The sequence below is a fragment of the Streptomyces sp. NPDC087420 genome, assembly GCF_044744165.1.
Lineage (GTDB): Bacteria > Actinomycetota > Actinomycetes > Streptomycetales > Streptomycetaceae > Streptomyces.
The window spans coordinates 234,857-258,417 of record NZ_JBIUXU010000012.1; the positions used below are offsets into that span (position 1 = coordinate 234,857).

The following is a 23,561-nucleotide window of genomic DNA, read 5'->3' on the forward strand; positions in this document are numbered from 1 at the left end:
AGGAACCACTCCGTGGATCTGCTGAGCGCCCTGCGCGCCCACCGCCTGGTCGCCATCGTGCGCGGCCAGGACCCCGAGGCCGCGCTGCGGACCGTACTGACCCTGGTCGCGGAAGGCGTCGAACTGGTGGAGGTCTCGCTCTCCGGCCGGGACGCCCTCCGCGTCCTCGCCGGCGCCCGGGCGGCGCTGGGCCCCGACGCGCCGCTCGGCGCGGGCACCGTCCTCACCCCCGAGGACGCGTGGGCCGCGCACGAGGCGGGAGCGGACTTCGTCGTCACCCCGGCGCTCGGCGACGGCGTCACCGCCGCCAAGGAACTGGGCCTGCCGGTCCTCGCCGGGGTGATGACCCCGACGGACGTCGTGGCCGCCCTGCGCCTCGGCGCCGACGCGCTCAAGATCTTCCCGGCCGCGCAGGCGGGCGGCCCCGACTACCTGAAGGCACTGCGCGGCCCCTTCCCCCACCTCCCGTTCGTGCCGGTCGGAGGCGTGGACGCGGCGGCGGCCCGCGCCTACCTGGCGCACGGCGCGACGGCGGTGGGCGTCGGCTCACCGCTGATCGGGGACGCGGCGGACGGCGGGAGCCAGGACGCGCTGCGCGAGCGGGCGCGCGCGTTCCTCGCGGTGGTACGGGACGCGGGGGACGGCACCCGATGAACACGGGCACAGGCATGGACACTCCGGCGTACGCCCCCGTCCCCTGCTGGTCCGACCGCCTCGAACTGGGCGAGGGGATCCGCTGGGTCGACGGGCGGATCGTCCTGACCGACATCCTCACCGGCCGGCTGCTCACCGCCCCGCCCGGCGACCCCGGCCGTACGGGCCCGCTGGATGTCCTGGCCCAGCTGCCGGTGCCCCTCGGCGCGGTCGCCCCCGTCGGGGGCCGCCCCGGCAGCTGGATCGCGGCGGCCGGCACCGGTGTCTGCCTGCTCGAAGCGGACGGGACGACCCGGTGGCGGGGCAGGCCGGAGGACGGCGCGTCCCCGGCGGCCCGGATGAACGACGGGGTCGCCGACCCGCAGGGCCGCTTCTGGGCGGGCAGCATGGCGTACGACGCCGTGGACGGCGCGGGATCGCTGTACCGCCTCGACCGCGACGGCACGCTCACCCGGGTCCTGACCGGCATCACCGTCCCGAACGGCCCCGCGTTCTCCGCCGACGGGACGGTCCTCTTCCTCGCGGACAGCGCGCGTGGCGTCATCAGGACGTACCCCGTCGACCCGGCCACCGGCGGCCTGGGCGAGCCGTCCGTCTTCACCACGCTCGACGCGGGCAGCCCCGACGGCCTGGCCGTCGACCGGGAGGGCGGGCTGTGGACCGCCGTCTGGGGCCGGGGCGTGGTCCACCGCTACCGCGCGGACGGCACGCTCGACCGCGTCGTACCCCTGCCCGCCGTACAGCCCGCCGGGGTGTGCCTGGGCGGGGACGACGGCCGGACGCTGTACATCACCAGCGCACGGACGGGACTCGCGCGCCCCGGCCCGCTCGACGGCGCGGTGTTCGCGGTACGGGTCGAGGTCCCGGGCCCGCCGACGGCGTACTACCGCCCGGTGAGCGCCTCATGAGCGCGTACCCCGTCAACCCGAGCGCCCCCGCCGCCGACCGCGCGCCGGCTCCCGCCGACCGGGCGCCGGCTCCCCGGGGCGGGACGCCCGCTCTCGACCCGAGCGCCCCCGCCGCCGACCGCGCGTCGGCCACCGGCGACCGCGTCTCGGCTTCCCGCAGCGGGACGCCCGCTCTCGACCCGAGCGCTTCCGCCCCCGACCGCGCGCCGGCTCCCGGCACCCGCCCACCCGCTCCCCGTGAACTCACGCCCCCTCCCCGCCCGTTCGGGCCAGGCCCGGTCGTGTGTGTCGGCGAGACGATGGCCGCCCTGGCGCCCGAACCGGTCGCCCCGCTCGACAGCGCCGACCTCCTGCGCCTCGACATCGCGGGCGCCGAGTCGAACGTCGCGATGTACCTGGCCGACCACGGCGTGCCCGCCCGCTGGGTGTCGGCGGTCGGTGACGATCCCTTCGGGCGGCGGATACGGCGACGGATCGCGGCCTTCGGCGTGGACGTCTCCGGGGTACGGACCGACCCGGCGCGCCCCACGGGTCTCCTGGTCAAGAACCCGGGAACGGACGGGACCCGCGTCCACTACTACCGGCGCGGCTCGGCCGCCGCCGCGCTCGGCCCCGAGGTGCTGCGCTCAACGGCCCTGCGCGGAGCGGGACTTGTCCACCTCAGCGGCATCACCCCCGCCCTGTCGGCCAGTTGCCTCGCCCTGGTGGAGGCGGCGCTCGCGCCGGACCGGCCGTACCCCGTCAGCTTCGACGTCAACCACCGCCCCGCGCTGTGGAACGACCGGTCCGCGCCGGAGACTCTGCTCGCGCTCGCCGACCGCGCGGACCTCGTCCTCGTCGGCCTGGACGAGGCCCAGGCGCTGTGGGGTCCCGCCGTCACGGACGCGTCGGCGGTACGCGCGCTGCTGCCGGGCCCGTACACCCTGGTGGTCAAGGACGGTTCCCGTGGGGCGACGGCCTTCCTCGGCCCCGTGCCGTACACCGTGCCGGCCCTGACGGTCGAGGTCGTCGAGCCGGTCGGTGCGGGGGACGCCTTCGCGGCGGGCTTCCTGGCGGGGCTGCGGGACTCGGGTGATCCGGTACGGGCCCTGCGCCTGGGCCACCTCACCGCGGCGTCCGCGCTGCGCGTCTCCTCGGACCACGGACCTCTGCCGTCCGCCGCCCGGATCCACCACTTGCTGGGGGCGGACGACGGGACGTGGGCGACGGCGATGACGTAGCGGCCGCGTGTCCCACGGCCGCGTGCCCCACGGCCGCGTGTCCCTACTGTGCCGCGACCGTCCCCGTGTCCTGCGCCCGCGCCTCGGACCCCCACGCGGGAGTGGTGCCGGCCAGCTGGCACACCATCAGGTAGAACGGGATCGGCGGGGTGTAGGGCGAGGGTGAGTCCGGCCAGTGGATCAGCCGGGGATGCTCCGCCGGTACGTTCGTCCCCACCACGTACCGCGCCGGGGCGGGCCACTTCAGATCGAGGTCGGAGCCGGCCGGCACGATCCACCACCACCAGTCGGTGTCGGCGAAGACGCAGCCCGTCCTGGGCAGCCGGGCCAGCAGCCGGAAGCCGTGCCGCGCCGGGACGCCCACCGCGTCACAGCCCAGCGAGGCGGGCAGCGTGGCCGGCAGGGCCAGCTCCACGCGGCCGGTGTATTCGGGATGGTCGCCGCGCAGCCCACGGGAGAGCCGGTGCAGCGCCGTCCTCAGCACACCGGCTCCGACGCGTGGCCGGGCCAGGCCGGCCGTACCTGCCGTGTCACTCCGTGCGGCAACTCGGCCCAGACGACCCGCCCGGGACCGTATCCCGACGTGTCGTGGGCCCCCCAGCCCGTACACAGGGAATCGATCAGGAAGAGTCCGCGGCCGCCCTCGTCGTCCGAGTGGGGGTGCATCTGGGGCCCGGTCGGGCCGTACCCCTGGTCCTCCACCGCTATGCGCAGGTGGCCCTCGCCCTCCCGTATCTCACAGACGACGTGGTCCCCGGCGGCGTGCACGACCGCGTTGGTCACCAGCTCGGACACGACAAGGATCGCGGTCTGGCAGGTGTCGTCGTCCATTCCCCACCGGGCGAGCCGCTCGGCGGTCAGTTTCCTGGCCCGGCCGACCGACTCCGCGCGGGCCGGCAATTCGAATCCGTAACGCCGGACAACGTTGCCAGGACGCTGGGTGATGAGCTGGGGGGTGGGCGCGTTACCAGGTGCCACGACCGATTCCTAACGGTGGGGAGCCGGCAGACGCGCACAAAACCTCTCCCGTGGCAAGGCGCGGCGACCGTGTGAACTGGTTCACGCCACCACTCTCCACCCGCCGGAGACACTTGGCAAGTAGCACTCTGAATTTTCCAGAGTGCCGTGTTCTTCGTGCTCCGGGCATGGCAGACTGCTGGCATCCGTGCATGGGGAGGTCCCAAAAGTGAGTGAACCGCGGTCAGCCCCGACCGTGGGTCAGGTCGTCCTCGGCAGACGTCTCCAGGACCTGCGTGAGCGTTCCGGGCTCAAACGCGAGGAAGCCGCCAAGCTTCTGCGCGTGGCCCCGGCGACGGTACGCAGGATGGAGACCGCCGAGGTCACTCTCAAGATTCCCTATGTACAGCTGCTGCTCAAGGCTTACGGAATCAACGAGGCGGAGGCCGAGGCCTTCGTCGAGCTCACGGAGGAGGCGAACAAGCCCGGCTGGTGGCAGCGGTTCCACGACATCCTGCCGGACTGGTTCAGCATGTACGTCAGCCTGGAGGGCGCCGCTGCCCTCCTGAGGACGTACGAGCCGCACTTTGTCCCCGGACTGCTCCAGACCGAGGACTACGCACGATCCGTCATGCGGGCAGGCGCCGTGGGACAGGCCAGGCCCGAGGACATCGAGCGCCACGTGGCGCTCCGTATGGAACGCCAGTCGCTGCTCACCCGTCCCGACGCGCCCAGATTCTGGGTCATCATGGACGAGACGGTGCTGCGGCGCCCGGTGGGCGACAGTCCGGAGATCATGCGGGAGCAGATCGACCGGTTGCTCGACACGTCCGCCCTGCCCAACGTGACCCTCCAGATCGCGGAGTTCTCGAGCGGGCACCATCCCGGTACGTACGGGCCGTTCGTGATCTTCCGCTTCGCCGTACCGGAGCTGCCCGACATGGTCTACAGCGAGTACCTGACCGGCGCCGTCTACCTCGACGCGCGACCGGAGGTGGCCACTCACCTGGAGGTCATGGACCGGATGGCGGCCCAGGCCGCCACTGCACCACGCACGAAGGAGATCCTCCGGGATGTCCGCAAGGAGCTGTGAATGGATCCCATATACAACGGCATGCCCGCCGCCGACCTCGGCGCCGAAGGCTGGCACAAGCCGTGGAGCGGCGGCAACGGCGGCAACTGCATCGAGGCCATGAAGCTGGCCGACGGCAGGGTCGCGGTACGCCAGTCCGCCGACCCTGACGGCCCCGCACTGATCTACACCACCGGAGAGATCGCCGCTTTCATCCAGGGCGCCAAGTCGGGCCAGGCGGACTTCCTGCTCACCTGAACCGGGTCCGTTCACCGTTCCCGTCCCACCCGTCCGAAGTTCCCGCTCACAAGTTCCCGCTCACAGACCGCAGTTCCCGCTCACAGACCCTGAGACTCATGGAGCGCACATGACCGGGCACGACGCCATCGACACCACCAGGCCCCACCCGGCCCGGGTGTACGACTGGCTTCTCGGCGGCAAGGACAACTATCCGGTCGACGAGCAGATGGCGCAGCAGTTGCTCGCGCTGGACGCCAGAGCCCCGGAGATGGCCCGCGTCAACCGGGCCTTCATGCACCGCGCCACCCGCTGGCTCGGCATGACGGGCGGGGTGCGGCAGTACCTCGACATCGGTACGGGCATCCCGACGGCGCCCAATCTCCACCAGATCGCCCAGGAGGTCGCCCCCGACTCCCGGATCGTCTACACGGACAACGACCCGATCGTCCTCCGGCACGCGGAAGCCCTGCTCCGCAGTACCCCGGAGGGTGTGACGGAGTACGTCCAGGCCGACGCGCGGGAGCCGGGCGCCATCATCGAGGCGGCCGGCAAGAGCCTCGACCTGAGCAAGCCGGTGGCGCTCTCGCTGATCGCGCTGCTCCACTTCATCTCGGACGAGGACGGCGCGCACGATCTGGTGCGCGCCCTCCTCGCCCCCCTGGCACCCGGCAGTTATCTGGTCCTGTCCCATGTCACCGGCGACTTCGCGCCGGAGACGTCGGACCGGGCGCGCGAGCTGTACAAGCAGCGGGGCCTCACGTTGGTCCCGCGCACGCGCGACGAGTTCGCGGCCTTCTTCGAAGGACTCGAACTGGTCGGGCCGGGTGTTTCCCTTGCCACGCACTGGCGTCCCGAGCTGGGTGAGGTCATCCCTCTCTCCGGCGACGGGCCCATCCCCGGATACGCGGGCGTGGCACGCAAACCGTAAGTGGGTGGGGTACGGGCGGGTGGCGCCGCAGCACTTTTCAGGTGCGCTGCGGCGCCTCGCGCGTCCCCTCCCATCCGCAGGGGACTGGCGCCGGTCTTGGGGGACCGGCGTCAGTCCCGTCAGTTCTTTCCGCCCTGTTCTTTCGGTCCCGTTCTTCTGGCCCGTCAGCTCCGCAGGTACGCCAGCCCGGGGTGGACGTCCGTGTAGGCGTCGAGCAGCCGCCGGGCCACGGCGACCGAGTCGACCAGCGGATGCAGCGCGAACGCGCGTACCGCGTCCTCGCGTGAACCACTCTCCGCCGCCGCGAGCACTGCCCGTTCCACCGCCTTGACCGCCGTCACCAGACCCACCGCGTGGTACGGCAGGGGGTCGACCGACACCGGATGCGCGCCGTTCGCGTCGACCAGGCAGGGCACTTCGATGACGGCGTCCGCGTCCAGCACCGACAGGGTGGTGCGGTTGCGGACGTTGAGGATCAGGGTCGCGCTCTCGTTGCGCGCGACGGCCCGCATCAGGGCCAGCGCGACCTGTTCGTACCCGCCCGATCCCAGGTCCTCGTCGTCCCGTTCACCCACCCCGGCGGCGTCACGGTTGGCCGCCATGTAGGTCGCCTCACGGTCGGCGAGGGTACGGTGCCACGCGCCGAGCGCCGAGCCGTCACCCCCGACAGTGCCGCCGTGGTCCGCCAACTCCGCGTAGAAACCGGCCTGCTGGTCCCGCAGATACGCGCCGCGCGTCCGCTCGGCGCCCCGATAGGCCCGTACGGCCTCGCGGTTGAAGTAGTAGTAGTGCAGATACTCGTTGGGGATGGCCCCGACCGACCGCAGCCACTCCGGACCGAAGAGCTTGCCCTCCTCGAAGGAGCCCAGCAGCTCCGGATCGGCGAGCAGCCGGGGCAGCTGGTCACGCCCCGCCACCCACAGCCCGCGCAGCCAGCCCAGATGGTTCAGCCCCACGTAGTCGATCCACGCCCGGTCCGGGTCCACCCCGAGCACCCGGGCGACCCGCCGCCCCAGGCCGACGGGGGAGTCGCAGATACCGATGACCCGGTCGCCGAGCACCCGGGACATCGCCTCCGTCACCAGCCCGGCCGGATTGGTGAAGTTGATGACCCAGGCGTCCGGGGCCAGCGCCGCCACCCGCCGCGCGATGTCCACCGCGACCGGGACGGTCCGCAGCCCGTACGCGATCCCGCCCGCCCCCACGGTCTCCTGACCGAGCACCCCCTCCGCCAGCGCGACCCGCTCGTCGGCCGCGCGCCCCTCCAGACCGCCCACCCGGATCGCGGAGAACACGAAGTCCGTGCCGCGCAGCGCGTCGTCCAGGTCGGTGGTGACGGTGACCTCCGGCGCGTCCGCCACCCCGTCGGCCTGCTCGGCCAGGACCCGCGCGACGGCCCCGAGCCGGGCCGCGTCCACGTCGTACAGGGTGACGCGGTCGACCCGGCCCTCCGCACGGTCGCGGAGCAGCGCCCCGTACACCAGCGGGACCCGGAAACCGCCCCCGCCCAGAATCGTCAGCCTCATACCCGGTCCGCCTCCACCTCGGTCGCCTGCATGGACCGATCATCCACGAAACGACCGTTGAAGCCGCGGCGAGCCCCGCCCGTCAGGCACCCACCCTGCGTTTGTTCCAGACGTCGAACCCGACGGCGGCGAGCAGCACCAGGCCCTTGATGACCTGCTGGTAGTCCGTGCCGATGCCCACCAGCGACATGCCGTTGTTGAGCACCCCCAGCACCAGCCCGCCGATGATCGCGCCGAACACCGTGCCGACCCCGCCGCTCATCGAGGCCCCGCCGATGAAGGCGGCGGCGATGGCCTCCAGTTCGAAGTTCACCCCGGCCTGCGGCACCCCCGCGTTGAGGCGCGCCGCGTAGACGATGCCGGCCAGGGCGGCGAGCACGCCCATGGTGACGAAGACGAGGAAGGTGACACGCCGGTCCTTCACCCCGGAGAGCTTCGCCGCCGCCTGGTTGCCGCCCAGCGCGTACACGTGACGGCCGACCACCGCGTTGCGCATCACGAAGCCGAAGCCGAGGAGCAGCGCCGCGAGCAGGAGCAGCACGACCGGCACGCCCCGGTAGCTGGCCAGCGTCAGGGTGAAGGCGGCCACGGCCGCCGCCAGCGCCACGCACTTGATCAGGAAAAGATTGCGGGGGAGCACCTCCAGGTCGTACGTCTGCTGCCGCCGCCGGTCCCTGACCTCCTGGAACAGCGCGAAGGCGAGCAGTGCCAGCCCCAGCAGCAGGGTCAGGTTGTGGTAGTTGGTGGACGGCCCGACCTCGGGGAGGTAGCCCGTGGAGATCTTCTGGAAGCCCTCGGGGAACGGGCCGAGCGAGCGGGAGCCCAGGAAGATTTGAGTGGCGCCGCGGAAGAGCAGCATGCCGGCGAGGGTGACGATGAACGACGGGATGCCGACGTACGCGATCCAGAAGCCCTGCCAGGCCCCCGCCACCGCCCCGATGAGCAGGCCGAGGACCAGGGCGAGCACCCAGGGCATCTTGTGCTCGACCATCATCACCGCGCAGGCGGCGGAGACGAACGCGGCCAGCGAGCCCACCGACAGGTCGATGTGGCCGGCGATGATGACGATCATCATCCCGATGGCGAGGACCAGGATGTAGCTGTTCTGGAGCACCAGGTTGGTGACGTTGTTCGGCTTGAGCAGCACCCCGTCGGTCCATATCTGGAACAGCACGACGATCAGGGCGAGCGCGATGAGCATCCCGTACTGCCGCATGTTGCGCCGCGCGGCGTCCAGCAGCAGCGCACCGGTCGTGGTGCGCCCGGAGCCGGACGACGCGGGGCGCGTGCCCTTCGGCGGCGTGCCGCTCGGTGTGTCGGTGGTGACCGGACCCATGTCGACTACCTCGTGTTCTTGGTCATGTGGCGCATCAGGACTTCCTGGGTCGCCTCCGCCCGGGGGATCTCCCCGGTGAGCCGGCCGGCCGCCATCGTGTAGATGCGGTCGCACATGCCCAGCAGCTCGGGGAGTTCGGAGGAGATGAAGACAACGGCCTTGCCCTCGGCGGCGAGCCGGTCGATGACGGTGTAGATCTCGTACTTCGCCCCGACGTCGATCCCGCGCGTCGGCTCGTCCAGGATCAGCACGTCGGGACCGGCGAAGATCCATTTGCTGAGGACGACCTTCTGCTGGTTGCCGCCGGAGAGCCGGCCGGCCTGCTCGAAGACGGTCGGCGCCTTGATGTTCATGCTGGTGCGGTACGACTCGGCGACGCGGGTCTCCTCGTGCTCGTCCACGATGCCGTGGCGGGCGACCTTGGACAGCGCGCCCAGGGTGATGTTCCTGCCGATCGTGTCGATGAGGTTGAGGCCGTACTTCTTGCGGTCCTCGGTGACGTACGCGATGCCGTGCGCGACCGCCTCGGGCACCGTCCGCGTCCGGATCTCCCGGCCGTCCTTGAGGACCGTCCCGCTGATGTCGCGGCCGTAACTGCGCCCGAACACACTCATCGCCAGCTCGGTGCGCCCCGCGCCCATCAGCCCCGCGATGCCGACGATCTCGCCCCTGCGGACCCGTACCGAGACGCCGTCGACCACCTTGCGCTGCTGGTCGATGGGGTGGTGCACGGTCCAGTCCCGTACCTCCAGCGCCGGCTGGGCCGCCGGATCGCCGGCGTACGGGGTGCGTTCGGGGAAGCGGTGGTCGAGGTCGCGGCCGACCATGCCCCGGATGATCCGGTCCTCGGTGAACGACTCCGCCCGCACGTCGAGCGTCTCGATGGTCCTGCCGTCCCGCAGGACGGTCACGGAGTCGGCCACCTCCGCGATCTCGTTCAGCTTGTGCGAGATGATGATCGACGTGATGCCCTGCGCCTTCAACTCCCCGATCAGACGGAGGAGATGGGCGCTGTCGCCGTCGTTGAGCGCGGCGGTCGGCTCGTCCAGGATCAGCAGCTTCACCTTCTTCGCGAGCGCCTTCGCGATCTCCACGAGCTGCTGTTTGCCGACCCCGATGTCCGCGACCCGGGTCTGCGGATGCTCGGCCAGGCCCACCCGCCGCAGCAGGGAGGTGGCGTGCAGGAGCGTCCTGTTCCAGTCGATGACACCCCGGGTGGCGTGTTCGTTGCCGAGGAAGAGGTTCTCCGCGATCGACAGGTACGGGATCAGGGCCAGTTCCTGATGGATGATCACAATGCCCCGGGACTCGCTGGCGCTGATGTCCCTGAAGGCGCAGGGCGATCCCTCGAAGAGGATCTCGCCCTCGTAACTCCCGTGCGGGTGAACGCCGCTGAGCACCTTCATCAGGGTGGACTTGCCCGCGCCGTTCTCCCCGCAGATGGCGTGCACCTCCCCGGGGGCGACCGTGAGGCTGACGTCGGAGAGCGCCCTGACCCCGGGGAAGGTCTTCACGATGGAGCGCATCTCCAGTACGGGGGAGGTCACTTCAGGTCACTCGCCTTGATGTAACCGGAGTCGACCAGCTCGGCCTGGTAGTTGGACTTGTCGACGCTCACCGGGTCCAGCAGGAAGGCCGGGACGACCTTCTTCTCGTTGTTGTAGGTCTTCTCGTCGTTGACCTCGGGCTTCTTGCCGTTGAGTACGGCGTCGGCCATCTGCACGGCCTGCCCGGCCAGCGCCCTGGTGTCCTTGTAGACGGTCATCGTCTGCTGGCCCGCGATGATTGACTTCACCGACGCCACCTCGGCGTCCTGCCCGGTGACCAGCGGATACGGCTTCGCGGACGTCCCGTACCCGTCGGACTTCAGGGCGGACAGGATGCCGATCGAGATGCCGTCGTACGGCGAGAGCACCGCGTCCACATCCTCGGTGCCGTACGCCTTGGTCAGCAGGTCGTCCATCCGCTTCTGGGCCGTGCCGCCGTCCCAGCGCAGGGTGGTGACCTGGTCCAGCGCGGTCTGGTTGCTCCTGACGACCAACTGCTTGGAGTCGAGGTACGGCTTGAGGGTCTTCCACGCGCCCTGGAAGAAGTAGCGGGTGTTGTTGTCGTCGGGCGATCCCGCGAACAGCTCGATGGAGAACGGCCCCTTCCCGCTTCCGTCCTTGAGCCCGAGCTTGTCGACGAGGTAGGAGGCCTGGAGGACGCCGACCTTCTCGTTGTCGAAGGACGCGTAGTAGTCCACGTGGGGGCTGCCGAGGATCAGCCGGTCGTAGGAGATCACCTTGATGTCCTGGTCGGCGGCCTGCTGGAGGACGTCACTGAGCGCCCGGCCGTCGATGGCCGCGATCACCAGCACGTCGACGCCCTTGGTGATCATGTTCTCGACCTGGGACACCTGCTGGTCGACGTCGTCCTCGCCGTACTGGAGGTCGGTCTTGTACCCCAGCTTCTTGAACTGGGCGACCATGTTGTCGCCGTCGGCGATCCAGCGCTCCGACGACTTCGTGGGCATCGCGATGCCGATGGTGGACCCTTCGCCGCCCTTCCTCTTCTCCTTGCCGCCGCCGTCGCCGCTCTGCCCGCAGGCGGCGAGGGAGAGGACGAGGGACGCGGCGGTGACGGTCAGTGCGGCTCGGCGGATACGCATGGGGGCATCAGTCCTTGTCATGGGTGACGGGGAAGCGGGTGAGCGGACCCGGCAGGCGGGAGCCGAGCGGCGACATCGCGCCGTCGGCGCCGTGCCGGCCGAGCAGATCGAGGACGAGCCGTCCGCGGCGCACCCGTTCACGGGCGCCGCTGAGGGCGGTGTCGCGCAGGTGCGCGCCGTACGGGTAGATGGACGGGAACTTCGAGAGGCCGAACTTGAGGTAGAGCGGCGCGCCGCGCCGGATCAACTCCGCCGTCTCGTACATCCGCACATAGCCGCCGAGGTCGTCGGGGGCCTCGATGTAGAGGTCCATGGGGGCGCGGCTGACGCGGCGGATCTCGGTGAGATGGGCGAGCGAGAGGTCGGACGGGACGTTGACGGAGTCCGCGCCCAGACCCTCGAACACCGCGTAGGAGGCCGGGTTGACCGGGCCGATGAGGGCCGAGACCTTGAACGTGGTGTCGGCGGGCAGCACCCCCTGGGCGCGCAGCCGGTGCAGCGACCACAGGACGCCCTCGTCGGCCACGAGCAGGCAGCGGACGCCGAGTTCGGTGGCGCGCAGGGCGTCCTCGACGCAGCCGGCCACCCCGTCGTGGCCGCGGGCCCGCAGTCCGGCCCCGCCCGATCCCGTACGGGTGGAGCCGCCGATGTCCCAGGTGCCGCGCGGTCCGGTGAACAGGCACAGCTCGACGTTCCCGGCCGCGCAGGCGTCCACCATCTCGGTGATGTCGGCGTCCGAGAGCATCCAGACGCCGCTGCCCTGGCTGACGCGGTGGACCGGCACGTCGAGGCGGGACGCCTCCTTGAAGACCTCGGCGAGCGCCTCGGGGCCTTCGACGGACGGGATCTCGGTGCGCCACAGGCCGCCGTCGGGGAAGGAGTGGCGGGAGGCGTCCCCGGGGTGGTCGGGGGGCGCGCCCAGGCCGAGCGCGGCGAGCGCCCGGTCGCCGGGGCGGCGGGGGCCCGGGGGCCGCGGGCCGGGGGGTGGGGCGTCGATCACGGACACGTCCTTACGTTGTTGTTCGGTATGTCGAACGTAGTTCGACATGAGGAGCGGGGGCCGGGCCGGCCGGTGGCGGACCGGCTTTCCGCCGGGTGGCGGACCGGCCGTCAGGGGCGCAGCAGCACCTTTCCGGTGGCGGGATCACCGCCACCGACGCAGGCGATCGCCTCGGCGTACCGCTCCAGCGGGTATTCGTGGCTGATCAGCGGGCCCGGATCCAGCAGCCCGGTGGTGAAGGCCCGGACCGCGAAGGTCCAGGCGCTCGACGGCGCGCCGAACACACTGCGGACCGTCAGCTGGCTCAGCGAGAGGTGCACGGGGTCGATCCCGGCGGCGCCGGCCGCGAACATGCCGGTCAGCACCACCCGGCCGCCGCGCCGGGCGAGCAGGCACGACGAAGCCGCGGTGGTGGGCGCCCCGGCGGTCTCCAGGACGACGTCGAAGTGACCGAAGAGTTTGTCCGCCTCCTCCGGGTGGCGCACCCAGGTCGCGCCGAAGTCCGTGGCCAGGGAGGCCCGTTCGGTGCGGGGGTCGATGACCGTCAGCTCGCCGGGGGAGTGGGCGGCGAGCAACTGGACGGCGAGCAGGCCCAGTGTCCCGGCTCCCACCACCGCGACGCGCATGCCCGGCTCCGGCGCGCCGGCCCGGACAGCGGCGGCGACCACCGCGGCCGGCTCCAACAGCGCGGCGGCCCGCAGGTCGGCGTCGTCGGGGAGCGGATGCAACAGCCGTACGGGGACGACCACATGGTCCGCGAAGCCGCCCGGACGGGTGAAGCCCGTCTCGTCGTACCCGGCCGAGCACAACGACGTCTCGCCGGACCGGCACCGTACGCACACCCCGCAGGCCCGGAAGCCCTCCGCCACGGTCCGGCGGCCGACCAGCTCCGTCCCGACGCCCTCGCCCACCGCCTCGACGGTCCCCGACCACTCGTGGCCCGGGGTGAGGGGGTAGCGGACGTACGCCGCGTCGCGCCGGCCGTCGTACACCTCGCGGTCGCTCAGGCAGACACCGGCGGCGGCGACCCGCACCCGCACCTCGCCCGGCCCCGGCTCCGGTGCGGCCCCGCTCACCAGACGGTGGACGCGGGGCCGGTCGACGACGATCGCGCGGCTGCCCGTCGCGGGAGGTGTCCCCGTGGGCGCGGTCGTCGCGGGCGGGGTCATCGCGGAGCCTTGGGGGCGCGCTTCTCCCACCCCTCGGCCCACAGGTCGAACCGCGCCTGCTGCTGGGGGAATTCGGCCGCCGCGTCCACGTCGAACTCCACGCCGAGCCCCGGCGCGTGGGACACCGGGAAGCACCCGTCCACGGGATCGACCTGGGGCGCCCCCTTCACCACCTTCTTGATCTCCGCGTCGGCGAAGTCGTTGAAGTGTTCGAGGATCTTGAAGTTCGGTGTGCAGGCGGCCAGTTGGAGGCTCGCGGCGGTGAGCACCGAGCCGCCGACGTTGTGCGGGGCGACCAGTACGTAGTGTGTCTCGGCGGTGGCGGCCAGCTTCCTGGCCTCCAGGATGCCGCCGATGTGCCCCACGTCCGGCTGGATGATGTCGGCGGCCCGCGACGCGAACAACTCACGGAACTCGATGCGGTCGTGGACCCGTTCGCCGGTCGCGATGGGCATGTCCACCTTCTCCGCGACCGTGCGCAGCGCCTCGAAGTTCTCCGGCGGTACGGGCTCCTCCAGCCAGGCCGGGTCGTACGGGGCGAGTTCACGCGCGAGCCGTACGGCGGTGGCCGGGCTGAACCGCCCGTGCATCTCCAGCATCAGCTCGGTGTCGGGCCCGATCGCGTCCCTGACCGCCTCGATCAGCGCCACCGCGTCACGGGTCGCGGGCCGGTCCAGCTCGAAGTGCCCGGTGCCGAACGGGTCGATCTTCAGGGCCCGGTAGCCGCGGTCGACAACCGCCCGCGCCGCCTTGTGGTAGGCGTCCGGGGTGCGCTCGGTGGTGTACCAGCCGTTCGCGTACGCCTTCACCCGGTCGGTGACCTTGCCACCGAGCAGCTGCCACACCGGCACGCCGAGCGCCTTGCCCTTGATGTCCCAACAGGCCATCTCCACCACCGCGATGCCCGACATCACGATCTCGCCGGCCCGCCCGAAGTCGCCGTACTTCATGCGCCGTACGAGATCCTCCACGGCGAACGGGTCGGAGCCGGCGACATGGTTGGCCTCGGCCTCGCGCAGATAGCCGATCAGCGCGTCCGTCCTGCCGAGCATCCGGGTCTCACCGACCCCCGTCAGGCCCTCGTCGGTGTGGACGAGGACGTAGGTGAGGTTGCGCCAGGGAGTGCCGACGACATGGGTGCTGATTCCCGTGATGCGCACAGCGGTTACCCCTCGGTCTGTTCGATATTTCGTCACTCGTTCGAAATCGTGGCGTGACCGTATTCAGGGCGCACGAGGGTGTCAATGGGTCGCGCGGCGGTTAACCTGTGTTCGTCATTCCGGTCCATGGCCGGGATACCGAACAGCCGGTGGTCGAAGTACCGATGAGAAGGGGTGGGTGGTCGGTCATGGGACGCTTGGTCCCCGCGGTCACGCGGGCCCTGGACGTGCTCGAACTGTTCCTGGAGAGCGAGGGCCCGCTCTCCGCGCCGGACGTGATCCGCAGGCTCCAACTCCCGCGCACGACCGTGCATGAGCTGCTCACCACCCTGGCCGCCCGCTCCTACCTGGACCCTCTCCCCGGCCAGCCCGGCCGCTACCGCCTCGGGGTCCGTACGTACCAACTGGGCAGCCGGTACGCCGAGCAGCTCGACCTCGCGGCCGAGGGGCAGCAGGTCGCGCGCGAGGTCGCGGAGACGTGCGACGAGACCGTGCACGTGGCCGTCCTCGAAGACACCGACGTCATCTACATCGCGAAGGTGGACTCCACGCACGCCGTCCGGATGGTCTCCGCGGCCGGCCGCCGGCTGCCCGCCCACTGCACGTCGGTCGGCAAGATGCTCCTCGCGTCCCTCACCGAGGACGAGTTGGAGCGGCGCTTCTCGGACGACGCCTCGACGGCGATGTCGGCGGCCACGACGTTGACGCTGACGGCGATGACCCCGGACAGCATCACGGACCCCGAGGTGCTGCGGGCGGAGCTGGCGAGGACCAGGGAGCGCGGGGTGGCCGTCGAGCACCGCGAGTCCAACCCGGACGTGAGCTGTGTGGCGGCGCCGGTACGGGACAGCGCGGGCCGGGTGGTCGCGGCCCTGTCCATCTCCGTGCCGATGATCCGCTGGAGCGACCGACGCGAGGAGGAACTGGCCCGGCTGGCGGTCGAGGGGGCGGACGCGCTCTCCGTACGCCTCGGCCACCGGGGCCGGCGGTGACGGCGCGCGCGACGGGCCCCGTGCACCGGCGCGCGCGGGTCGACGTCGCCGTACGGGAGCGTGCGGTGCTGGGCGAGGGCCCCACCTGGGACCCGGCGACCGGCCGCCTGATCTGGGTCGACATCCTCGGCTCCCGCGTCCACACCCACACCCCGGCCGACGGCAGCCGTACGGTCATGGCCACCGGGCAGCACGTCGGGGCCGCGGCACCGCGCGCCGGCGGGGGACTGGTGGTCAACCTCAGGGACGGCGTGGGGCTGTACGGTCCGGACGGCACGTTCTCCTGGCTGGTCCACGACCCCGTGCCGGGCCGCAGGGGCAACGACGCGGCGGTCGCCCCCGACGGCTCGCTCTGGGCGGGGAGCATGCGCTACGACGAGGCGCCGGGCGGCGGCAGGCTGACCCGGGTGGCGCCGGACGGCACGGCGACCGGACAGCTCACGGTCGGGGTCGGCAACGGCACGGGGTGGAGCCCGGACGGCAGGACGATGTTCTACATCGACAGCCTCACCCGCCGGATCGACACCTACCGCGTCGAGGGCGACGCGGACCACCCCCGCGTCACCGGCCGCCGCACGCTGGCCGTGATCGAGGACGGGGCCGGCTTCCCCGACGGGCTGACCGTCGACGCGGACGGCTGCGTCTGGGTCGCGCTCTGGGACGGCGGGCAGATCCGCCGCTACACCCCGCGCGGCGCACTCGACCGTGTCCTCGAACTCCCCGTACGCCGCCCGACGTCGTGCGCCTTCGGCGGTCCCGGCCTGCGCGACCTCTACCTCACCTCGGCCCGCGTGGGCCTCGCACGCCCGCACCCCCTGTCGGGATCCCTGCTGGTCCTCCCCGACGCGGGGCAGGGGTTGCCGGCCACCCCGTTCGCGGGCTGAGACCGCGCGGCGCGCCCACGCCGGCCCTCAGCCCGCGTACGGATCCGGCACCTCCCCCTCCCGGGACAGGAAGTCGAAGTCGCAGCCCGTGTCGGCCTGGGTGATGTGCTCGTTGTAGAGCGCGCCGTACCCCCGGCCGTATCGCGGCGGCGGCGCGACCCACTCCGCGCGCCGCCGTGCCAGCTCCTCGTCGGACACCTCCAGCCGCAGCGAGCGGGCCGCCACGTCGAGTGTGATCAGGTCGCCGGTACGGACGAGCGCGAGCGGGCCGCCGACGTACGACTCCGGCGCGACATGCAGCACACACGCGCCGTAACTCGTGCCGCTCATCCGGGCGTCGGAGATCCGCACCATGTCCCGCACCCCCTGCTTGAGCAGATGGTCCGGGATCGGCAGCATGCCGTACTCGGGCATCCCGGGGCCGCCCTTCGGGCCCGCGCCGCGCAACACCAGCACATGCCCGGCCGTGATGCCGAGCGCCGGATCGTCGATGGTGCGCTGCATCGTGCGGTAGTCGTCGAAGACGATCGCGGGACCGGTGTGGCGCAGCAGCGCGGGATCGGCGGCGATGTGCTTGATCACGGCCCCGTCGGGGCAGAGGTTGCCGCGCAGCACCGCCACTCCGCCCTCGTCCGCGAGGGGACGGTCACGCGGCCGGATCACCTCCGGGTTGTGGACCACCGCCCCCGCCAACTGCGCGCGCAGGGTGGGGTGTCCCACCGTCGGCCGGTCCAGGTGCAGCAGATCCGTCAACCGCCCCAGGAACGCGGGGAGTCCGCCCGCGAAGTGGAAGTCCTCCATCAAGTACCGCCCGCCGGGCCGCAGATCGGCCAGCACGGGGACCGTACGGGCGATCCGGTCGAAGTCGTCCAGCGTGAGCCGTACCCCGCTGCGCCCGGCCATGGCGATCAGATGGATGACGGCGTTGGTCGAACCGCCCAGCGCCAGCACGGTGGTGACGGCGTCCTCGTACGCCTCCCGCGTCAGCACCCGCGACAGCGTGAGGTCCCGCCCGACGAGGTCCACGATCAGCCGCCCCGACGCGGCGGCCATCCGCTCGTGACCGGAGTCCACGGCCGGTACGGACGACGCGCCGGGCACGGTCACGCCCAGCGCCTCGGCCGCCGCCGTCAGGGTGGAGGCGGTGCCCATCGTCATGCAGTGGCCGGGGGAGCGCGCCAACCCGCTCTCCAGCTCGGCCAGTTCACGGTCCCCGATCAGACCGGCCCGCCGGTCGTCCCAGTACTTCCACATGTCCGTCCCGGAGCCCAGCACCTGGTCGCGCCAGTGACCCGGCAGCATCGGCCCGGCGGGCACGAACACGGTCGGCAGATCCACACTCGCCGCGCCCATCAGCAGGGCGGGGGTGGTCTTGTCGCAGCCGCCCATCAGGACCGCGCCGTCCACGGGGTACGAGCGCAGCAACTCCTCGGTCTCCAGGGCGAGAAGGTTGCGATAGAGCATGGGCGTCGGCTTCTGGAACGTCTCCGACAGGGTGGAGACGGGGAACTCCAGCGGGAAGCCGCCGGCCTGCCACACCCCCCGCTTCACCGCCTGCGCGCGCTCGCGCAGATGGACGTGGCAGGGGTTGATGTCGCTCCAGGTGTTGAGGATCGCGACGACGGGCTTGCCGAGGTGCTCCTCGGGGAGGTAGCCGAGCTGGCGGGTGCGGGCGCGGTGGCTGAACGACCGCAGCCCGGCGGTGCCGTACCACTGGTGGCTGCGCAGTTCGTGCGGGGCCTTCACACGCCCCACGCCCTGACGAGCGCCGCGACCTCGGCCCGGGTCCCGGCGGGCAGGGGACTGCTCGGCGGGCGTACGTCACGGCGGCAGAGGCCGAGCACGGCGAGGGCCTCCTTGACGACGGACACGTTGTCGGCGGAGTGCCGGGCGGCGCGCAGCTCCTCGAACGGGCGGATCCGCTCCCAGACCGCCCGCGCGGCCGGGACGTCCCCGGCGCGCAGGGCGGAGAGCAGGGCGAGGGAGAGTTCCGGCGCCACATTGACCAGTCCGGAGGTGAAGCCGGTGGCGCCGCCGGCCCAGTAGGCGGGCGCGTACAGCTCGGCGAGGCCGGCGATCCATACGAAGCGGTCGGGGCCGGTCCCGGCGGTCCCGCCGACTTCGCCGACCCCGCCGGTCCGGACGTCCCCGCCGGTCTCGCCGGTCCCGCCGGTCGCGTCCCGTCCGGCGTCCTGGGCGAAGGCCGCGAAGCGGGTCGCGTCGGGGACCGCGTACTTCACCCCCACGACGTTGGGGCACAGCGCCCCGAGCCGGGCCAGCGCCCCGGCCGTGATCAGTGGGTCGCGGAGGTACGGGACAACCCCGAGGCCGGGGACCGCGTCGGCGACGGTCCGCTGGTACGCGACCCACCCCTCCTGCGACACGTACGGGTGCACGGGCTGATGCACCATGATCATCGACGCCCCGGTGTCCCTGGCGTGCCGGGCGGCGGCGACCGCCGTGACCAGGTCGTGGCCCACCCCGACGACCACCTCGGCGCGGCCGCCCACCTCCGCCACGGTCAACTCCGTGACGAGGAGGCGTTCTTCGGGGGAGAGGGCGTAGAACTCGCCGGTGTTCCCGTTGGGGGTGACGGTCCGTACACCCGCGTCCAGCAAGCGGCGCAGCAGCGCGCGGTACGCGGCGGTGTCGATGGTTCCGTCGGCGGCGAAGGGGGTCACGGGGATGGCCACGACGCCGGCGAGAGCGGCCCGCACCCGGGAGAGGTCAGTCATGCTTTCCCCTCCGACGCCGAGGGCACTTCCTCCGCCCCCGCCGGGAACGCTCCCCGGACGAAGCGGTCGATGTGGCCGTGGAGCGCCCGCGCCGCGCCGTCCGCGTCGCCCGCGCGCGCCAGCCGCAGGATGTCGCGGTGCTCGGCCGCCTCGCGCTCCCAGGTGGCGTCGGCGGACCAGGCGACCGTGGCCACCAGCGCGGCCTGGTCGCTGACCTCGTCCAGCATCCGCACCAGCAGCGGATTGCCGCACGCGACATGCAGCGCACGGTGGAAGTCCCGGTTGGCGAGGGACCGTTCGGCCGCGTCGTCGGCGGCCCCGGCCCGTACCAGCGCGTCCGCCGCCGCGTCGAACGGGTCCGCCGCGACCACCGAGCGCCGCAGCGCCTCCGGCTCCAGCAGCAGCCGTACGTCGTACACCTCACGCGCCATCGCCGCGTCGACCGTACGGACAGTGACGCCCTTGTACTGGCTCATCACGACCAGGCCGCTGCCCGCGAGCGTCTTCAGCGCCTCGCGCACCGGGGTCTTGGAGACGCCGAACCGCGCGGCCAGGTCCGCCTCGACCAGCGGCTGCCCCGGTGGCAGCCCGCCGGTCAGGATGTGGTGTCTGACGGCCTCCAGCACAAACTGCGTACGGGAGGGGATCGGGACCGGCGTGAAGACCATGGGCGCTCCTCGCTCATCTCACAGATCGTGACTCATATATGACGTATGAAGTACGACGGAGAGGGAGGCTAGGCCCAGGACGCGGCGGCGTCAATGGCACACGGATCGTCAGAGGGCGTGCCCCACGGTCACGTCCACCTGGTCCGGCACCTCCTCGTGCCGGTCGCCCACCGACAGCGTGCCGCTCGGCTCAAATAGGAGGATCGACGCGCCCCGCGCCGAGGACGGCTTGTGCCAGGTGCCGCGCGGGACGACGAACACCGATCCGCGGGCGAGGGTGACGGTCCGCTCGGCGCCGTCCTCGCGCAGGGCGATGAGCAGCTCCCCGTCGAGGACCTGGAAGAACTCGTCGGTGTTCTCGTGTACGTGCCAGACGTGCTCGCCCGCGACCTTCGCGACGCGCACGTCGTAGTCGTTGACGCGCGTGACGATGCGCGGGCTCCAGAGGGCGTCGAAGGAGTCGAGGGCGGTGCTCAGCGCGAGCGGTTCGGCGGATTCGCGGGGTTCGGTGGTCATGTGTCCATGGTCGTTCTGGCGACGGATGAGCGAAAGTGCTAGGAATCGCACATGGCGCAAGATTTCTCGCACCGGGTGGTCATGATCGTCGCTGAGGGCTCGAACCCCTTCGAGATGGGCGTGGCGACGGAGCTGTTCGGCCTGGCCCGACCCGAGCTCGACACGTCCTGGTACGACTTCGAGCTGTGCGCGGAGAGCCCGTCGGTCACGATGCACGCCGGGTTCTTCCAGCTCTCCGGGGTGTCCGGCCTTGAGGCGGTCGACCGGGCGGACACCGTGATCGTCCCGAACCGCCCGGACCCCGGGAACGACCCCTCGCCGGCGGTCCTGGACGCGGTACGCCGGGCGGCGGCGCGCGGCGCCCGGCTGGCGAGCTTCTGCACGGGTTCCTTCGTCCTGGCGGCGGCGGGGGTGCTGGACGGGCGGCGGGCGACGACGCACTGGCGGTGGGCGGACCTGTTCGCGGCGCGGTTCCCCGCCGTACGGCTCGACCCGGACGTCCTCTTCGTGGACGAGGGGGACATCGTCACGGCGGCGGGCAGCGCGGCCGCGCTCGACGCGTGCCTCCAGCTGATCAGGAACGACCACGGGGCGCGGACGGCTGTCGCGGTGAGCCGCCGGCTGGTCTTCGCGCTGCACCGCGACGGGGGCCAGCAGCAGTTCGTGGAACAGCCACTCCCCGAGGTCCCCGACACCTCCCTCTCCCCCCTGCTGACCTGGGCGGCGGCCCGTCTGGCGGCCCCGCTCACCACGGCGGACCTGGCAGCCCACGCCACGATCAGCCAGGCCACCCTGCACCGCCGCTTCCGCACCCAACTGGGCACCACTCCACTGGCGTGGCTCACCACCCAGCGGGTGGCGCTGGCCTGCCGCCTGATGGAGGAGGGAGAGGTACGCCTGGACAGGGTGGCCCGCCTGAGCGGCCTGGGCACGGCGACAAACCTGAGGTCCCAGCTCAAACGCCGCACGGGACTGCCCCCGACGGCCTACCGCGACCGCTTCGCCCCCACGTGACACGGGCACTGACGGCGTCGCTCCCGCCCGTTCCAGCGCCGGGCGGTCGGCGCGCGTCCCGGGCCTCCACGTCCGCGAGGCAGAATGGGGACATGGCCCGACGCCCCCACCGCCAGGCGCGCCCCGCGCGCACCACGCCCGCCTCCTCCCCGGTCTCGCCCTCGACCGCCTCACCCTGTCCCTGCGGTAGGCCCGCGTCGTACGGAGAGTGCTGCGGGCGCTACCACGTCGGCCCCGCCACCGCGCCCACGGCCGAGGCGCTGATGCGTTCCCGCTACAGCGCGTTTGTCGTGCTGGACGCGTCGTACCTGCTCAGGACGTGGGATCCGGCCACCCGCCCCAACGGCCTCGAACTGGACCCCACCACCCGCTGGACCGGACTGGACATCCTGGAGACCACGGACGGCACCCCGTTCCACACCACGGGCACGGTCACCTTCCGCGCCTCGTACACCCAGCAGGGCCATCCGGGCGCCCTCCACGAACGCAGCCGCTTCACCCGCCACGACGGCGCCTGGGTCTACGTGGACGGCACGTACCTGGACTAGAGGGACGGCACGTACCGGGACCAATGGCTGTCCGGGCGGATCGTGCCTGCGAGGCGCCTCCGGCCGGACCTCGCACGATCGTCGTCGCCGCGCGCTCAGCTCCGCGTGGTCGCCGCCGTTGCCGGCACGTCGCGCATTTCCATGGTGTGCCCGAGCGCGCTCCACGCCGTTGCGAGGATGTGAGGCCGGACCTGTACGGGCGTGGCCGCGGGGGCGTAGTCCGGCGTGGCGACGGCGAGTGCGCGGTGACCGCGTCCGACTTGGCCCGCGGTCAGCCATGCCTTCGACCGCAGGGAGCACCATGTCCCATGACACACCGCCGACCTTCCGCGTCTTGATCGTCGGAGCCGGAGCGATGGGCATCGTGTCCGGGTATCACCTGCGACTGGCCGGCGCCGAGGTGACGTTCCTGGTGCGCCCCGAGCGCGTGGAGAAGCTGTCTCGGCCCCAGGTGCTGTACTCCTACGACGACACGGACTTGAAGTACCTCTCCGGCTACCGGGTCCTCTCCGATGTCACGGACGCCGGCGACCGGACCTACGACTACGTCGTCGTGACCCTCGACGGCGCTTCCACGCGATCGGCCGAGGGTACGGCCCTGCTGAACAGCCTCGGGAACGCCGTACGCGGCACTGCCGCCGTCGTCGTCATCGGGGGCATCGGCCTCGGTCTGCGCCAGTACTGTCGTGCCGCGCTCGGCCTCGACGAGGAGCGCGTCATCAGTGGAACGCTCGGCGTCCTGGCCCACCAGGTCGCCTTCACGGACCTTCCGGTCCGCCCGCCCACCCATCCTGACGTCCTGGCGCGGGCCGACGTGGCCTTCCGTCACTGCGGCGGGGGCGGCTTCGCGGTCGAGGACAGATTCCCCGCCGTCGCCGAACGCTTCAAGGCGCTCTACGACGGCTGCGGTGTTTCGTACTGCGACGTCATCGACCACAACCAGTTCCCGCCCCAAGTAGCCCTGGTGTTCCCGATCTTCGCAGCGTCCGAGCTGATGGGCTGGCCCCCGGCCGCACAGTTCACCGATCACAAGGACACCTGGGCACTCGCCGTCGAGGCGGCCCGGGAGGTCGCCTCCGTCGACGAGTACGGCGCCGCGGGCCGGACGGCTGCCGCGCGGTTGAGCGGCGAGAGTCTGACGCGGATGCTGTCGGACTACGAGGAGAAATCCCTGCCGCTGGACTGGAACGCGTTCAACGCCTTCCACCACGGCGGCAAAGTCGCACAGCAGGATCTCGAACTGTTGCGGGACCACGTCACAGCCGGCGAGCGGCAGGGGAGGCCCACGGTGGCGCTGAAACAACTGATCGCCGAATTGACGGCCTTCCGCCGGCGGGAAACCGTCTGACGACCTGCCCGCGCGGCGGGTTCTGGGCACATTCCA

Annotated in this window: 24 protein-coding genes; 11 read left to right on the forward strand and 13 right to left on the reverse strand. The window is 71.9% G+C overall.

The genetic code is table 11. The features are described 5' to 3' along the window. The first annotated feature begins 12 nt into the window (after positions 1-12). From ACIO1C_RS25595 to ACIO1C_RS25605, 3 genes are all read left to right on the forward strand, one after another. Positions 13-654: a bifunctional 4-hydroxy-2-oxoglutarate aldolase/2-dehydro-3-deoxy-phosphogluconate aldolase gene (locus ACIO1C_RS25595; protein WP_401867217.1), complete on the forward strand. Its 642-nt coding sequence runs from the start codon at positions 13-15 to the stop codon at positions 652-654. After that, positions 651-1,562 carry an SMP-30/gluconolactonase/LRE family protein gene (locus ACIO1C_RS25600; RefSeq protein ID WP_401867218.1) on the forward strand — a complete coding sequence of 304 codons (912 nt, stop codon included), beginning with the start codon at positions 651-653 and terminating at the stop codon, positions 1,560-1,562. The genes ACIO1C_RS25595 and ACIO1C_RS25600 overlap by 4 nt, the downstream gene beginning before the upstream one ends. A gap of 281 nt (positions 1,563-1,843) precedes the next feature. After that, a complete protein-coding gene (locus ACIO1C_RS25605) occupies positions 1,844-2,782 on the forward strand; it encodes a sugar kinase (RefSeq protein ID WP_401867442.1) in 939 nt (312 codons plus the stop codon). 43 nt (positions 2,783-2,825) lie between these two features. On the opposite strand, the gene ACIO1C_RS25610 is transcribed toward ACIO1C_RS25605, so the two are convergent. Beyond that, positions 2,826-3,266, reverse strand: a complete 441-nt coding sequence (locus ACIO1C_RS25610) for a hypothetical protein (RefSeq protein WP_401867220.1) — start codon at positions 3,264-3,266, stop codon at positions 2,826-2,828. Then, on the reverse strand, positions 3,260-3,760 hold the full coding sequence (locus ACIO1C_RS25615; RefSeq protein WP_401867221.1) for an ATP-binding protein: 501 nt from the start codon (positions 3,758-3,760) through the stop codon (positions 3,260-3,262). The genes ACIO1C_RS25610 and ACIO1C_RS25615 overlap by 7 nt, the downstream gene beginning before the upstream one ends. Before the next feature lie 208 nt (positions 3,761-3,968). Between ACIO1C_RS25615 and ACIO1C_RS25620 the strand changes: the two genes are divergently transcribed. The 3 genes from ACIO1C_RS25620 (at position 3,969) to ACIO1C_RS25630 (ending at position 5,979) form a co-directional block, all read left to right on the forward strand. Continuing rightward, positions 3,969-4,832, forward strand: a complete 864-nt coding sequence (locus tag ACIO1C_RS25620; RefSeq protein ID WP_401867223.1) for a helix-turn-helix domain-containing protein — start codon at positions 3,969-3,971, stop codon at positions 4,830-4,832. Further along, on the forward strand, positions 4,833-5,069 hold the full coding sequence (locus tag ACIO1C_RS25625) for a DUF397 domain-containing protein (protein WP_161312563.1): 237 nt from the start codon (positions 4,833-4,835) through the stop codon (positions 5,067-5,069). Positions 5,070-5,178: 109 nt separating this feature from the next. After that, positions 5,179-5,979 (forward strand): SAM-dependent methyltransferase, encoded by an 801-nt coding sequence (locus tag ACIO1C_RS25630; protein WP_401867225.1) that lies wholly within the window; start codon positions 5,179-5,181, stop codon positions 5,977-5,979. A gap of 164 nt (positions 5,980-6,143) precedes the next feature. On the opposite strand, the gene ACIO1C_RS25635 is transcribed toward ACIO1C_RS25630, so the two are convergent. From ACIO1C_RS25635 to ACIO1C_RS25665, 7 genes are all read right to left on the reverse strand, one after another. Continuing rightward, entirely contained in the window at positions 6,144-7,505 is a 1,362-nt protein-coding gene (locus ACIO1C_RS25635) for a 6-phospho-beta-glucosidase (protein ID WP_401867226.1), read from the reverse strand. 82 nt (positions 7,506-7,587) lie between these two features. Beyond that, on the reverse strand, positions 7,588-8,841 hold the full coding sequence (gene mmsB / locus ACIO1C_RS25640; RefSeq protein WP_401867228.1) for a multiple monosaccharide ABC transporter permease: 1,254 nt from the start codon (positions 8,839-8,841) through the stop codon (positions 7,588-7,590). 5 nt (positions 8,842-8,846) lie between these two features. Then, positions 8,847-10,388 carry a multiple monosaccharide ABC transporter ATP-binding protein gene (gene mmsA / locus ACIO1C_RS25645; protein WP_401867230.1) on the reverse strand — a complete coding sequence of 514 codons (1,542 nt, stop codon included), beginning with the start codon at positions 10,386-10,388 and terminating at the stop codon, positions 8,847-8,849. Further along, entirely contained in the window at positions 10,385-11,491 is a 1,107-nt protein-coding gene (chvE, locus tag ACIO1C_RS25650) for a multiple monosaccharide ABC transporter substrate-binding protein (protein WP_401867231.1), read from the reverse strand. Before chvE ends, mmsA begins: the two co-directional genes overlap by 4 nt. A 7-nt stretch (positions 11,492-11,498) precedes the next feature. Continuing rightward, complete coding sequence (locus ACIO1C_RS25655; RefSeq protein ID WP_401867233.1) at positions 11,499-12,491, reverse strand: hypothetical protein; 993 nt, start codon at positions 12,489-12,491, stop codon at positions 11,499-11,501. Positions 12,492-12,601: 110 nt separating this feature from the next. Next, the gene (locus tag ACIO1C_RS25660) at positions 12,602-13,660 is read right to left on the reverse strand and encodes a zinc-binding dehydrogenase (protein ID WP_401867236.1); all 1,059 of its coding nucleotides are present in this window, start codon (positions 13,658-13,660) and stop codon (positions 12,602-12,604) included. Then, positions 13,657-14,820 (reverse strand): mandelate racemase/muconate lactonizing enzyme family protein, encoded by a 1,164-nt coding sequence (locus ACIO1C_RS25665; RefSeq protein WP_401867238.1) that lies wholly within the window; start codon positions 14,818-14,820, stop codon positions 13,657-13,659. Before ACIO1C_RS25665 ends, ACIO1C_RS25660 begins: the two co-directional genes overlap by 4 nt. A gap of 188 nt (positions 14,821-15,008) precedes the next feature. Here ACIO1C_RS25665 and ACIO1C_RS25670 point away from each other — a divergent pair, with 188 nt between their 5' ends. Together ACIO1C_RS25670 and ACIO1C_RS25675 are read left to right on the forward strand one after the other, a co-directional pair. Further along, positions 15,009-15,812: an IclR family transcriptional regulator gene (locus tag ACIO1C_RS25670; RefSeq protein WP_401867240.1), complete on the forward strand. Its 804-nt coding sequence runs from the start codon at positions 15,009-15,011 to the stop codon at positions 15,810-15,812. Next, positions 15,809-16,696, forward strand: coding sequence for an SMP-30/gluconolactonase/LRE family protein (locus tag ACIO1C_RS25675; RefSeq protein ID WP_401867242.1), 888 nt, complete (start codon positions 15,809-15,811; stop codon positions 16,694-16,696). Before ACIO1C_RS25670 ends, ACIO1C_RS25675 begins: the two co-directional genes overlap by 4 nt. Positions 16,697-16,723: 27 nt before the next feature. Here ACIO1C_RS25675 and araD read toward each other — a convergent pair whose 3' ends face one another. The 4 genes from araD to ACIO1C_RS25695 all read right to left on the reverse strand — a co-directional run bounded on the left by araD (position 16,724) and on the right by ACIO1C_RS25695 (position 20,615). Continuing rightward, positions 16,724-18,451: an L-arabinonate dehydratase gene (araD, locus tag ACIO1C_RS25680; protein WP_401867245.1), complete on the reverse strand. Its 1,728-nt coding sequence runs from the start codon at positions 18,449-18,451 to the stop codon at positions 16,724-16,726. After that, positions 18,439-19,431, reverse strand: a complete 993-nt coding sequence (locus tag ACIO1C_RS25685) for a dihydrodipicolinate synthase family protein (RefSeq protein ID WP_401867248.1) — start codon at positions 19,429-19,431, stop codon at positions 18,439-18,441. The genes araD and ACIO1C_RS25685 overlap by 13 nt, the downstream gene beginning before the upstream one ends. Continuing rightward, a complete protein-coding gene (locus ACIO1C_RS25690; protein WP_401867250.1) occupies positions 19,428-20,099 on the reverse strand; it encodes a GntR family transcriptional regulator in 672 nt (223 codons plus the stop codon). The genes ACIO1C_RS25685 and ACIO1C_RS25690 overlap by 4 nt, the downstream gene beginning before the upstream one ends. 108 nt (positions 20,100-20,207) lie before the next feature. Next, a complete protein-coding gene (locus tag ACIO1C_RS25695; protein WP_401867253.1) occupies positions 20,208-20,615 on the reverse strand; it encodes a cupin domain-containing protein in 408 nt (135 codons plus the stop codon). Positions 20,616-20,666: 51 nt separating this feature from the next. Here ACIO1C_RS25695 and ACIO1C_RS25700 point away from each other — a divergent pair, with 51 nt between their 5' ends. From ACIO1C_RS25700 to ACIO1C_RS25710, 3 genes are all read left to right on the forward strand, one after another. Continuing rightward, entirely contained in the window at positions 20,667-21,629 is a 963-nt protein-coding gene (locus tag ACIO1C_RS25700; RefSeq protein WP_401867255.1) for a helix-turn-helix domain-containing protein, read from the forward strand. A gap of 92 nt (positions 21,630-21,721) precedes the next feature. Beyond that, positions 21,722-22,177 (forward strand): YchJ family protein, encoded by a 456-nt coding sequence (locus ACIO1C_RS25705; RefSeq protein WP_401867257.1) that lies wholly within the window; start codon positions 21,722-21,724, stop codon positions 22,175-22,177. Positions 22,178-22,478: 301 nt separating this feature from the next. Beyond that, complete coding sequence (locus ACIO1C_RS25710; protein ID WP_401867259.1) at positions 22,479-23,525, forward strand: ketopantoate reductase family protein; 1,047 nt, start codon at positions 22,479-22,481, stop codon at positions 23,523-23,525. The last annotated feature ends 36 nt before the right edge of the window (positions 23,526-23,561 follow it).

Excerpts from the sequence above, each read along its gene's own strand:
- ACIO1C_RS25600 (WP_401867218.1), top strand. The coding sequence starts at position 651 with ATGAACACGGGCACAGGCATGGACACTCCGGCGTACGCCCCCGTCCCC.
- ACIO1C_RS25625 (WP_161312563.1), top strand. The coding sequence starts at position 4,833 with ATGGATCCCATATACAACGGCATGCCCGCCGCCGACCTCGGCGCCGAA.
- ACIO1C_RS25630 (WP_401867225.1), top strand. The coding sequence starts at position 5,179 with ATGACCGGGCACGACGCCATCGACACCACCAGGCCCCACCCGGCCCGG.
- ACIO1C_RS25635 (WP_401867226.1), bottom strand. The coding sequence starts at position 7,505 with ATGAGGCTGACGATTCTGGGCGGGGGCGGTTTCCGGGTCCCGCTGGTG.
- mmsB (WP_401867228.1), bottom strand. The coding sequence starts at position 8,841 with ATGGGTCCGGTCACCACCGACACACCGAGCGGCACGCCGCCGAAGGGC.
- chvE (WP_401867231.1), bottom strand. The coding sequence starts at position 11,491 with ATGCGTATCCGCCGAGCCGCACTGACCGTCACCGCCGCGTCCCTCGTC.
- ACIO1C_RS25660 (WP_401867236.1), bottom strand. The coding sequence starts at position 13,660 with ATGACCCCGCCCGCGACGACCGCGCCCACGGGGACACCTCCCGCGACG.
- ACIO1C_RS25670 (WP_401867240.1), top strand. The coding sequence starts at position 15,009 with ATGGGACGCTTGGTCCCCGCGGTCACGCGGGCCCTGGACGTGCTCGAA.
- ACIO1C_RS25685 (WP_401867248.1), bottom strand. The coding sequence starts at position 19,431 with ATGACTGACCTCTCCCGGGTGCGGGCCGCTCTCGCCGGCGTCGTGGCC.
- ACIO1C_RS25690 (WP_401867250.1), bottom strand. The coding sequence starts at position 20,099 with ATGGTCTTCACGCCGGTCCCGATCCCCTCCCGTACGCAGTTTGTGCTG.
- ACIO1C_RS25695 (WP_401867253.1), bottom strand. The coding sequence starts at position 20,615 with ATGACCACCGAACCCCGCGAATCCGCCGAACCGCTCGCGCTGAGCACC.
- ACIO1C_RS25700 (WP_401867255.1), top strand. The coding sequence starts at position 20,667 with ATGGCGCAAGATTTCTCGCACCGGGTGGTCATGATCGTCGCTGAGGGC.
- ACIO1C_RS25705 (WP_401867257.1), top strand. The coding sequence starts at position 21,722 with ATGGCCCGACGCCCCCACCGCCAGGCGCGCCCCGCGCGCACCACGCCC.
- ACIO1C_RS25710 (WP_401867259.1), top strand. The coding sequence starts at position 22,479 with ATGTCCCATGACACACCGCCGACCTTCCGCGTCTTGATCGTCGGAGCC.